The 11,570-nt window shown below is 73.4% G+C and carries 7 protein-coding genes; 5 read left to right on the top strand and 2 right to left on the bottom strand.

Annotated features, from left to right (window positions below; all coding sequences use genetic code 11):
• Positions 1-35: 35 nt before the first annotated feature.
• Entirely contained in the window at positions 36-254 is a 219-nt protein-coding gene (locus WMF36_RS37500) for a microviridin/marinostatin family tricyclic proteinase inhibitor (RefSeq protein ID WP_437575620.1), read from the bottom strand.
• 277 nt (positions 255-531) lie between these two features.
• On the bottom strand, positions 532-738 hold the full coding sequence (locus WMF36_RS37495) for a microviridin/marinostatin family tricyclic proteinase inhibitor (protein ID WP_437575619.1): 207 nt from the start codon (positions 736-738) through the stop codon (positions 532-534).
• 169 nt (positions 739-907) lie between these two features.
• Here WMF36_RS37495 and WMF36_RS37490 point away from each other — a divergent pair, with 169 nt between their 5' ends.
• The 5 genes from WMF36_RS37490 (at position 908) to WMF36_RS37470 (ending at position 11,529) form a co-directional block, all read left to right on the top strand.
• Positions 908-2,074 carry an HlyD family secretion protein gene (locus tag WMF36_RS37490; RefSeq protein WP_437575618.1) on the top strand — a complete coding sequence of 389 codons (1,167 nt, stop codon included), beginning with the start codon at positions 908-910 and terminating at the stop codon, positions 2,072-2,074.
• On the top strand, positions 2,071-4,947 hold the full coding sequence (locus WMF36_RS37485; RefSeq protein WP_437575617.1) for an ATP-binding cassette domain-containing protein: 2,877 nt from the start codon (positions 2,071-2,073) through the stop codon (positions 4,945-4,947). Before WMF36_RS37490 ends, WMF36_RS37485 begins: the two co-directional genes overlap by 4 nt.
• The gene (locus WMF36_RS37480) at positions 4,944-7,196 is read left to right on the top strand and encodes an ATP-binding cassette domain-containing protein (protein WP_437575616.1); all 2,253 of its coding nucleotides are present in this window, start codon (positions 4,944-4,946) and stop codon (positions 7,194-7,196) included. Before WMF36_RS37485 ends, WMF36_RS37480 begins: the two co-directional genes overlap by 4 nt.
• Positions 7,197-7,520: 324 nt before the next feature.
• Positions 7,521-9,467, top strand: coding sequence for a malto-oligosyltrehalose trehalohydrolase (gene treZ, locus WMF36_RS37475; RefSeq protein WP_437575615.1), 1,947 nt, complete (start codon positions 7,521-7,523; stop codon positions 9,465-9,467).
• Positions 9,457-11,529, top strand: a complete 2,073-nt coding sequence (locus tag WMF36_RS37470; protein ID WP_437575613.1) for an amylo-alpha-1,6-glucosidase — start codon at positions 9,457-9,459, stop codon at positions 11,527-11,529. The genes treZ and WMF36_RS37470 overlap by 11 nt, the downstream gene beginning before the upstream one ends.
• The last annotated feature ends 41 nt before the right edge of the window (positions 11,530-11,570 follow it).

Here is an 11,570-nt window from a genome sequence, read left to right as displayed (position 1 = left end):
CTCTCTCGCACGGGCGCGGGCGGCTCATGCGACGCTCAGGCCTCGTCGCCGTCCGACGGGTACTTCAGCGTGGTGAAGATGGGGCCATCCTCTTGGTCGGACGGGTACTTCAGCGTCTGGGCGGTGGGCTTGCCGGCTTTGACGCCGGTCCGGACGCGCTTCTGATCCTCCAGGAAGCGAGCGAAGAAGGGCACCGCCTCGGCGTCATTCTTCTGCTCTTGCTGCTCGGGCTCACGGAGATCGGTATCAGCCATGGGAAACCTCCAGGTTGCTGTGGCGGCGACGCCGCCGAGGACAAGAGAGCCAATTTAAAGAGCAACCAGGCGGGGAGGCAAGCCCGCGGATACCCTGGGCACGATTTGGGCACGATTGCGGCGATCTGATTCCGTTGCTGCGGTTGTCTTGCAGCCGAGAGCGCTCAGCTGTGTTGAATAGTGTTAAGATTGGTTGCGTTTGGTTACGCGTGACCAAGCGCCGCTCTGAGCCGGCGACTCCAGCGACTCCAGCGACCCACCGCGCGCCGTTCGGGGCTTACTTCAAGGGCAAGTCGTCGTCGCCGTCCGACGGGTACTTCATCGTGGTGACTTCATCGCTGTCCGAGGGGTACTTCTTCGTCGCGAAGCCACCGCCGGCCTTGACGCCGGTGCGGATGCGCTTCTGATCTTCCAGGAAGCGAGCGAAGAAGGGCACCTGCTCCGATTGCTCGTTCTGCTCGGGATCACGATCGATATCAGCCATGGGAAACCTCCAATAAGGATGTACTGCCTTGCGGCGGAGCCGCCGAGGACAGGATTCACCCGATCGCCCCGCCGCGCACGTTAAGTTTTTGCTATGTTCATCGCCTCACCCGGGCGATGGGCGTGACTTCCTGAGCCTGCTTCGCTCGTGTATCTTTACGCAATCACCGATGCCCGCCGGGTTCTCACGCTCGATCCACGCGATCGCCACCGACGGCCACCGCGGCTCGATCGCCGGCGTCGCGATCGGCGCGGTCCTGCTCGGCGCGTGGCTCGCGTGGTTCTTCCTCGCGCGCGTCGGACGGTACGAGGCGAGCGTGAGCGCGCGCCTCGAGGTGGGGCAGGCGGCGCACCGCGTCGAGGCGCCGCTCGACGGGAAGGTCGCCGCGGTCCACCTCGACCTCGGGGCCGAGGTCGCCGCGGGCGACGTCCTGATCGCGCTCGACGTGGAGCCGCTCCGCCGCGAGATCGACGACAAGCAGGCCCGGCTCGCGGCGATCGCAGGGCAGGTGGGGCCGCTCCGGGCCGAGATCGCGGCGCGGACGCGGGCGCTGCGCGACGGGGAGGAGGCGGCGCGCGCGCACGTCGGCGAGGCGAAGGCGCGCCTGCGGGAGTCCGAGGCGGGCGCGCGGTTCCAGGAGCTCGAGGCGGAGCGGGCCGTGCGCCTGCGGCAGGACGGGCTCGTGTCGGAGGCTGAAGCGGCGCGGCTCGCGGCCGACGCGCAGTCGAGGCGCTCGGCGACCGAGGCGCTGGACCGCGCCGCCGCGCGGGCCTACGTCGAGCGGCGCGCCGGGCAGAGCGAGCAGCAGGCAGAGCTCGCGCGGCTCGACCGCGAGGCGGCCACGCTCGAGGGGGAGCGGCTCGTGCTGGAGGCGACGATCAAGGCGCTGCTCGCCGAGATCGAGCGGCGCAAGATCCGCTCGCCGATCGCCGGGCGGGTCGGCGACATCGCGGTGCTGCGGGCCGGCTCCTTCGTGCGCGAAGGCGACGTCGTGGCCGCCGTCGTGCCGCCCGGCGAGCTCAGGGTGATCGCGGAGTTCCCGCCGTCGTCCGTCGGACGGATCCGCGCGGGGCAGGAGGGACGCCTGCGCCTCGATGCGTTCCCGTGGACCGAGTACGGCACCCTGTCCACCACCGTCGACCGCGTCGCCAGCGAGACGCAGGAGGGCCGCATCCGCGTGGAGCTCGGCGTGCGCCCCGATCCGGCGTCGCCGATCCCGATGCAGCACGGGCTCCCCGGCAGCGTCGTCATCGAGATGGAGCGCGTCTCGCCTGCCTCGCTCGTGCTGCGCGCTGCGGGGCAGATCGTGAGGGTCCGCGGCGGAGCGGGCGGGTGAAGGAGGGGACGACGAACGCCGATCCCCGATCCGCGCCGGAGCGACAAGCGAACGCCGATCCCCGTCGCCGAGCGTCGAGCCCGCGGCGGAGGCTCCTCGCGCCCGAGGTCGTGCAGACCTCGGCGATGGATTGCGGGCCGGCCACGCTCAAGTCCGTGCTCGAGGGCTTCGGCATCGGCGTGAGCTACGGGCGCCTGCGCGAGGCCTGCCAGACCGACGTGGACGGCACCTCCATCGACACCCTGGAGGACCTCGCCGGGCAGCTCGGGCTCGTGGCCCAGCAGATCCTCGTCCCGCCCGAGCACGTGCTGCTCGACGAGGCCCAGGCGCTGCCCGCCCTGGCGATCGTGCGGCAGTCGACGGGGCCGCTCCACATCGTCGTGCTCTGGCGCCGGCACGGCGGCCTCGTGCAGGTCATGGACCCGGGCACCGGGCGCCGCTGGGTCACGCGACGGCAGCTCGAGGGCGAGCTCTACCAGCACGAGCTGCCCCTCTCCGCGGCCGACTTCCGCGCCTGGGCGACGAGCGACGGGTTCACGCGGCCGCTCGGGCGACGGCTCGCGTGGCTCGGCGCGGGGACGCAGCCGCTCGAGGCGGCGCTCTCGGATCCGGGGTGGCGCGCGATCGCGGCGCTCGACGCCAGCGCGCGCCTTGTCACGTCGCTCGTGCGCTCCGGCGGCCTCGGCCGCGGTCGCGAGGCCGCGCGCGTGCTGGGCGCGTTGCTCGAGCAGGGCCCCGAGTCCGCGCGGGAGGAGAGGATCCCGCCCACCTTCTGGACGGCGCGCCCCGAGCCGGCCGGCCCGCGCGGGGAGGAGCGGGTCGTCGCGCGGGGCGCCGTGCTCGTGCGGATCCGCGGGCGCCGTGCGCCGATCCACGCCCGCGCCCCGGCGGCTCGCGGCGGCGCGTCGCCGGCCGCCGCGTCGGCGTCCCAGGCCCCCGAGGAAACGCCCCCTCCGAGCGAGGTGCGCCTCCCCCCGGACCTCGCCGCCGCCCTCGCGGAGCCCCACGTCCGGCCCGGGCGCGAGCTCCTCCGGATGCTCCGCGAGGACGGGCTGCTGACGCCCGCCGTGCTCGCCGGCGCGCTCCTGCTCAGCGTCGCGACGGTGGTGCTGGAGAGCCTCCTCTTTCGTGGGTTGCTCCAGATCTCCAGTGATCTCGCGCTGTTCGAGCAGCGCCTCGCCGCCATCGGCGCCCTCGCCCTGTTCCTCGCGGTGGAGCTCGCCATCGATCTCTCGCTGGCCACGGGGGTGATCCGGCTCGGGCGCCACCTCGAGGTCCGGCTGCGGATGTCGTTCCTCGCGAAGATCCCGCGCATCGGCGATCGCTACTTCCAGAGCCGCCCGGCCTCGGACATGGCGCAGCGCGGCCACAGCCTGCACGTGCTCCGCACCCTGCCGGCGTTCGGCGGCCAGATCGCCCGCTCGACGCTCGACCTCGCGGTCACCACGGCCGCGATCGTCTGGGTCGATCCCGCGAGCGCGCGCCTCGCCGTGCCGTGCGCGCTGCTCGCGCTGGCGCTGCCGTTCGCAGGGAACCGCGTCCTCATCGAGCGGGACCTGCGCGTGCGCACCCACGCCGGCGCGCTCACGAGCTTCTACCTCGACGCCCTCCTCGGCCTCGTGCCGATCCGGGCGCACGCGGCGGAGCGGGCCGTGCGGCGCCAGCACGCGGGCCTGCTCGGGGAGTGGGCGCTCGCCGGCCGCGCGCTGCTCCGCGCGGCCCTCGCGGTCGACGGGGCGCAGGCGCTGCTCGGCTTCGCGCTCGCCGCGTGGATCCTCGGCGACTTCCTCGCCCGCGGGGGCGCCCTCTCGCGGGCGCTCCTGCTCTTCTACTGGGCGCTCGCGCTGCCGGCCATCGGGCAGGCGCTCGCGAGCGCGCTGCTCCAGTACCCGGCGCACCGCAACACGGCGCTGCGCCTGCTCGAGCCGCTCGGCGCGCCGGAGGAGACGCGCGCCGGCGACGCGTCCGCCGCGACCTCGGCGCCGCCGGCGCGGGCCGGAGCCGAGGGCGCTGGCTGCGCGATCGCCTTCGAGCGCGTGCGCATCCAGGCCGCCGGTCACGTGATCCTCGACGGGGTGGATCTCCGGATCGCGGCGGGCAGCCACGTGGCGATCGTGGGGGCCTCGGGCGCGGGGAAGTCGAGCCTCGTCGGGGTCCTGCTCGGGTGGCACCGGGCGAGCGAGGGCAGGGTGCTCGTCGACGGCCGTCCGCTCGACGGCGAGCGGGTGCGCGCCCTGCGCGAGGAGACCGCGTGGGTCGACCCGGCGGTCCAGATCTGGAACCGGTCGTTCCTCGACAACCTCCGCTACGGCGCGCCCGACGACGCGGCCGACTTCGGCGCCGTCGTCGACGAGGCCGAGCTGCGCGAGGTGCTGGAGCGGCTGCCCGAAGGGCAGAAGACCCTGCTCGGCGAGGGCGGAGGGCTCGTCTCGGGCGGCGAGGGGCAGCGCGTGCGCCTCGGCCGGGCGATGCTGCGGGGCGAGGCGCGGCTCGCGATCCTCGACGAGCCGTTCCGCGGCCTCGACCGGGAGCGCCGCCGGGCGCTGCTCGCCACGGCGCGACGGCGCTTTCGTCGCGCGACGCTCCTGTGCGTCACCCACGACGTCGGCGAGACACGCTCGTTCGAGCGCGTGCTCGTCGTGGACGGCGGGCGCGTCGTCGAGGACGGGGCGCCCGCCGAGCTCGCGGCGCGCCCCGGCTCGCGCTACCGCGCGCTGCTGGAGGCCGAGGCGGCCGTGCAGCGAGGGCTCTGGTCGAGCGGCGGGTGGCGCCGGGTGACGGTCGCTCGCGGGCGGCTCGCCGGAGCGCCGGCCGAGGGCGCGGGAGCGCCGGCCGAGGGCGCGGGAGCGCCGGCCGAGGGCGAGCGGAGGTGACGGCGGCGGCGGAACACGGGGGGGGAGCTCCGCCGGACGGAGCGGAGGCGCAACGTGGGTGGGGCGCGCGGCCGCGGCCGGGCGAGGCGGTCGACGCGCTCGCTGCCCTCGAGTGGCCGGCAGAACGCCTCGGCGACGCGATCGAGGCGCTCGCGCTGCAGGGCGGCCTCAGCCCGCGCGCGGTCGCCGCGCCCATCCCGACCGCCGGACACCTCCGCAGCGCGGACGCGCTCGGCGCGTGGATCGATCAGGCCGCGGGCTACCTCGGTGTCGAGGCGGAGCCGATCGCGGCGCGCTACGACGAGGTCGACGCCGCGCTCCTGCGCGTCGCGCCAGCGCTCGTGTGGCTGCGCGGCGGTGAGACGCCCACTTTCCTCGCCGTCGTGGGGCGCAGGGGGCGGGAGCTCTCGGTGCTCCGCGCCGACCGCTCCGCGGCGCGCGTGCCGGTCGAGGCGATCACCCGCCGCATCTCCCGCCCGCTCGAGGCGCAGGTGCTCCCGGAGGTCGATCGCGTCCTCGCGCGCGCAGGGGTGCGGCCGCGGCGGCGCGGCCGCGCGCGGCAGGCCCTGCTCCGCGAGCGCCTCGGGCCCGTGATCCTCGACGGCATCTGGAGCCTGCGCCTGCCGCCGGGCGCCTCGTTCCGGCGGCAGATCGCGGCCGCGCGGGTCCCGCGCCGCCTGCTCGGCCTGCTGGCCGCCCACGCCTCGGCCTACGCGCTCTGGATCCTCGTGTGGATGACCGTGGGGCGCAGCATCCTCGACGACCACCTCGACGAGGGGTGGCTCCTCGCCGGCGCGCTGCTGCTCGCGACGGTGGTTCCGCTGCGCCAGCTCATGTCGTGGCTGTCGGGCGTGGTCGCGATCGACGTGAGCGCCCTGATCAAGCAGCGCCTGCTCTCGGGCGCGCTCGCGCTCGACGCCGAGGAGGTGCGCAGCGAGGGCGCAGGCCGCTTCCTCGGCCGCGTGATCGAGTCCGAGGCGATCGAGGCGCTCGCGATGGGCGGCGGCGTCGCGGCCGTCGCGTCGGCCTTCGAGCTCGTCGCGGCGGCGGCCGTGCTCGCCCAGGGCGCGGCGGGCGCGCTCCACGCGGTCCTGCTCGCCGCCTGGGCGGTCCTTGTCGTCGCGCTCTGCGCGCGGTTCTACCGGCGGCGCGCGCGCTGGACCTCCGCGCGGCTCGCGATGACCCACGACCTGATCGAGCGCCTCGTCGGCCACCGGACCCGCCTCGCCCAGGAGCGCCACGGCCGCTGGCACCACGGCGAGGACGAGGCGCTCGCCCAGTACCTGCTGCGATCGCGCGAGCTCGACCGGAGCCAGATCGAGATCGGCGCGCTGATGCCGCGCGGCTGGCTCATCGCGGGCATCGCCGGCCTCCTGCCGCCGTTCCTCGCGGGCTCCGGCTCCGCCGCGGCGTACGCGGTGGCGCTGGGGGGCGTCCTGCTCGCGAGCCGCGCGCTCCAGGGCCTATCGGCCGGCCTGTCGAGCCTCGCCAGCGCGGCGATCGCGTGGGAGCAGGTCTCCACGCTCTTCCAGGCGGCCGCCCGCGGCGGGACACCGCCGCCGCCCTTGCCGCCCGACGCGGGGCGCACGCCGCCCCCCACGCCGGGGGCCGCGGGCGGCCCGGACGTGGAGAGCCGCGCGCCGGTCCTGGAGGCGCACGAGCTGTCCTTCCGGCACAAGGGCAGGGCTCGCCCGGCGGTGATCGACGTCTCGCTGCGGATCGCGGCGGGCGACCGCATCCTGCTCGAGGGGCCCTCGGGGGGAGGGAAGTCGACGCTGAGCGCCCTGCTCTCGGGGCTGCGCGCGCCCGACGCAGGGCTGCTCCTGCTGAACGGGCTCGATCGCCACGTCCTGGGCGCGGCCGCGTGGCGCCGTCGCGTGGCCGCGGCGCCGCAGTTCCACGAGAACTACGTGCTCTCCGGGACGTTCGCGTACAACCTGCTCATGGGCAGGCGCTGGCCGCCGAGGCCCGACGACCTCGCGGAGGCCGAGGCGATCTGCTGCGAGCTCGGCCTCGGCGAGCTGCTCGGCCGGATGCCGGGAGGGCTGGAGCAGGTGGTGGGCGAGACGGGCTGGCAGCTCTCGCACGGCGAGCGGAGCCGGCTCTACATCGCGCGCGCGCTGCTCCAGGGCGCCGAGGTCGTCGTGCTCGACGAGAGCTTCGCGGCGCTCGACCCCGAGACGCTGGCGCAAGCGCTGCGCTGCGTGCTCCGGCGCGCGCGCACGCTCGTGGTCATCGCCCACCCGTGATCGCGGAAGCCTGTCAGTCCATCCCTCTCGGCTCCTCTCGGCGCTCGATCGATGAGGCGAATCGGACGCTCTCCTCCGCCCGGAGCCCGCCAGAAGGGGTGAGGCAGGCACGAGCTCCAGAACACATGGACCTGTGCAAAGCAAAGCTGTCCACTTCGTCTGTGCCGCCTATCATCGTCCGTTGATCCCCGATCCCTCTCAGGCGACTCCGTAAGGCACGGTCGCGCTCGCCAGAGGAGCCAGGTGAGCAAAAGCCACTGCAAAAGGGGCCGTCGCGCCTATCGGTCCTGGACGTCACGTGTGTTCCGCCTAGAATGAATGGCAATGCCGGATAAAAAGACGGAGAGACGGTTGCCCGTGGGGGCAGAGGTGCTCGCCGCAAAAGGAGCGCACTTCCGTGTGTGGGCGCCGACCAGGCGCCGGGTCGAGGTCGTCCTGGAGGCGGGGCCGGGGAGCGGCGAGACCGCCCTCTTGCGGCCCGAGGAGGGCGGTTACTTCGCCGGGCTCGTCCAGGCGGCCGCGGCCGGGACCCGCTACAGGTTCCGGCTCGACGACGACGAGAAGCTCACGCCCGATCCCGCCTCGCGCTCGCAGCCGGAAGGGCCGCACGGGCCCTCCGAGGTGATCGACCCCGGCGCGTTCGCGTGGAGCGACGCGGCCTTCCGGGGCGCGCCGCTCAAGGGGCAAGTCGTCTACGAGATGCACATCGGCACCTTCACCCGGGAGGGCACCTGGGAGTCCGCCGCCCGCGAGCTGCCCGAGCTCGCCCGCATCGGCATCTCCTTGATCGAGCTGCTCCCTGTCGCCGAGGTCCCCGGCCGCTTCAACTGGGGCTACGACGGCGTGAGCCTCTTCGCGCCGACCCGCCTCTACGGCAGCCCCGACGATTTTCGCCGCTTCGTCGACGCGGCGCACCGCGCCGGGATCGGGGTGATCCTCGATGTCGTGTACAACCACCTCGGCCCGGACGGCAATTACCTCGGTCAGTTCTCCAAGGATTACTTCACCGATCGCCACAAGACGGACTGGGGCGCGGCCATCAACTTCGACGGCCCGCGATCCGGGGCGGTGAGGGAGTTCTTCATCGCCAACGCCGGCTACTGGATCGAGGAGTTCCACCTCGACGGCCTGCGGGTCGACGCGACCCAGAACATCTACGACAGCTCGAAGGACCACATCCTCGCCGCGATCGCGCGCCGCGTCCGGGAGGCCGCGGGGGACAAGGAGACGTTCATCGTGGCCGAGAACGAGTCCCAGGAAGAGTGGCTGATCCGCGCTCAGGATCGGGGCGGCTACGGGCTCGACGCCATCTGGAACGACGACTTCCACCACAGCGCCAAGGTGGCGCTCACCGGCCACAACGAGGCATATTACACGGATCACGAGGGCTCCCCTCAGGAGTTCATCTCCGCCTTCAAGTGGGGGTTTCTCTTCCAGGGGCAGCGCTACAGGTGGCAGAAGCAGCGGCGGGGGACCCCCGCGCTCGACGCGGATCCCGCCCGCTTCGTCCTCTTCCTGGAGAACCACGATCAGGTCGCCAACACGGCGAGGGGCGAGCGGCTCTCTCACCTCGCGTGCCCGGGGAAGGTCCGGGCGATGTCGGCCCTCCTGCTCCTCGCCCCCGGGACGCCCATGCTCTTTCAAGGGCAGGAGTTCGGGTCCTCGGCGCCGTTCCTGTTCTTCGCGGACCACAACCCCGATCTCGCCCCGCTCGTGCGCAAGGGCAGGGCGGAGTTCCTGGCGCAGTTCCCCTCCTGCGCCGCGCCCGAGGTGAGCTCGCAGCTCGACGCCCCGGACGACCCGCGGACGTTCGAGCGCTGCAAGCTCGATTTCTCCGAGCGCGAGCGCAACGCCGGCATCTACGCCCTCCACGAGGACCTGATCGCGCTCCGCCGGCGCGATCCGGTGATCCGGGCCCAGCGCCCGCGCGGCGTCGACGGCGCCGTCCTCTCGGCCCATGCGTTCCTCGTCCGCTACTTCGGCGACGACGGCGACGACCGGCTGCTCCTCGTCAACCTCGGGCGGGACATCCATCGAGAGTCCTTGCCGGAGCCGCTCATCGCCCCGCCGCCGGGGCGCCGCTGGGAGACGTTGTGGTCCAGCGAATCCCCCCGTTACGGGGGGCAAGGCAGTCCACCTGTCATCGCCGAGGAGGGCGTCCACATCCCGGGCGACGCGGCGATCCTCCTGCACCCCGTGGTCGGCACGCCGCTGCCCGAGAAGACGAGCGCCAACCCTCGCCCCGAGGAGCCCAAGAAGCATGTACGCTGACGAGATCTGCCGGATGATGGTCTGGTCCCGGGGCACCGGCCCCGCCTCGCACGACGACGCCGAGCACGGGTCGGACCCGCTCACGCGGGAATGGCTCGTCACGAACGGCCTCGGCGGCTACGCCTCGGGCACCATCTCGGGCGCGGTGACCCGTCGCTTCCATGGACTGCTGATCTCCGCGCTGCCGGCCCCCCTCGGCCGCACCATGATGCTCAGCGATCTGTCGACCCGGATCCGCACCTCGGACGACAAGGCGTATCAGGTCGGCGGTCAGGAGCCCTGGCTCGACGACAGCGCCGCGCAGGTCATCGATCTCGCCGAGTTCCGCCTCGAGGCCGGGCTCCCGGTGTGGCGCTACGAGGGCGCGGGGATGATGTTCGAGCGGCGCCTGCTCCTGCCCCACGGGCAGAACACGGTCCACGTCACGTACACGCTCCTCAAGGGGGCAGGGCCGGTCCAGATCGAGCTCCAGCCGTGGGTGAACTTCCGCCCTCACGAGGGCGCGCTCGATCGGCCGGTGGCGGGCCCCTATGCGCTCACCGTGATCGAGGATCGCTACGAGCTCGCGTCGCCGAGCGAGCTGCCGCCGCTCCGGCTCAAGGTCCAGGGCGCCCGGGCCGAGTTCAGGATCGACAGCGCCCGGCTGCGCAACGTCCGCTACCGGATCGAGCAGAGCCGCGGATACGACGCCGTCGGCGAGTTCTACAGCCCTGGCCGCTTCAGCCTCGAGCTCCCGGTCTCCGGCAGCGTGACGCTTGTCGCGTCCACCGAGCCCTGGGAGATGATCAACGCCCTCACCACGGGCGAGGTGCAGCGCGCCGAGCGCAAGCGCCGGACCCGGCTCCTGCTCGCCGCGGCGCCCGAGCTGCGCTCCGGGCCGCCGGCGGAGCTCATCCTCGGCGCCGATCAGTTCCTCATCACCCCCGCGGGCCGCGTCGAGGACGCCGCGCGCGCCCGGGCCGCCGGGGACGAGGTGCGCACCGTCATCGCGGGCTACCACTGGTTCACCGACTGGGGCCGGGACACCATGATCAGCCTGGAGGGGCTGACGCTCGTCACCGGGCGCCACACCGAGGCGGGCTACATCCTGCGCACGTTCGCCCATTACGTGAAGGATGGGCTCATCCCCAACATGTTCCCGGAGGGCAAGAACGACGGGCTCTACCACACGGCCGACGCCACCCTCTGGTTCTTCCACGCGCTCGATCGCTACCTGACGACCACCGGCGATCGCGAGACGCTTCGGCTCATCCTCCCCACGTTGATCGATATCGTCGAGCACCACACCCGCGGGACGCGCTTCGGGATCCGCGTCGACCCGCACGACGGCCTCGTCCGCCAGGGGGAAGAGGGCTATCAGCTGACCTGGATGGACGCCAAGGTCGGCGATTACGTGGTCACGCCCCGCCGGGGGAAAGCCGTGGAGATCAACGCGCTCTGGTACAACGCCCTCCGCCTGATGGAGCGCTGGGTGCGCGAGTCCGAGGGCGACGGCGCGGCGGGGCGCTACGGCGCGGCCGCCGAGCAGGTCAATGCCTCGTTCAACCGGCGCTTCTGGTGCGAGGAGCAGGGCCATCTCTACGACCTGATCGACGGCGAGCAGGGCACCGACGACGCCTTCCGGCCGAACCAGATCTTCGCGATCTCGCTGCCGCACCCGGTCCTCGACCCCGCCCGCTGGAAGGGGATCGTCGATCAGGTCAAGGAGCGGCTCTGGACGCCGGTGGGCCTCAGGTCGCTCGCCCCGGGGCACCCGGATTACAAGCCAAAGTACTTCGGCGATCTCCGCGCGCGGGACATGGCCTATCACCAGGGCACCGTGTGGGGGTGGCTGATGGGCCCCTTCATCGACGCCTGGCTGAAGGTGTACCCCGCCGATCTCGCCGGGGCGCGGAGCCTCCTCGCGGGCTTCACGCCTCACCTCGACGAGGCCTGCGCCGGGTCGATCAGCGAGATCTTCGACGCCGAGCCGCCGTTCACGCCCCGCGGGTGCGTCGCCCAGGCGTGGAGCGTGGCCGAGGTGCTGCGCGCCTACGCCCGGACGGCCCGCTCGGCGGGCTGAGCGCCGCCCCCCGGGAGCGCGATCCCGGGGGCCGGTGAAGC

It is taken from the genome of Sorangium sp. So ce887, from assembly GCF_051521455.1.
Classification (GTDB): Bacteria; Myxococcota_A; Polyangia; order Polyangiales; family Polyangiaceae; genus Sorangium.
The sequence above is the reverse complement of the archived record's forward strand: the minus strand, read 5'-3'. Positions and strand labels throughout refer to the sequence as shown.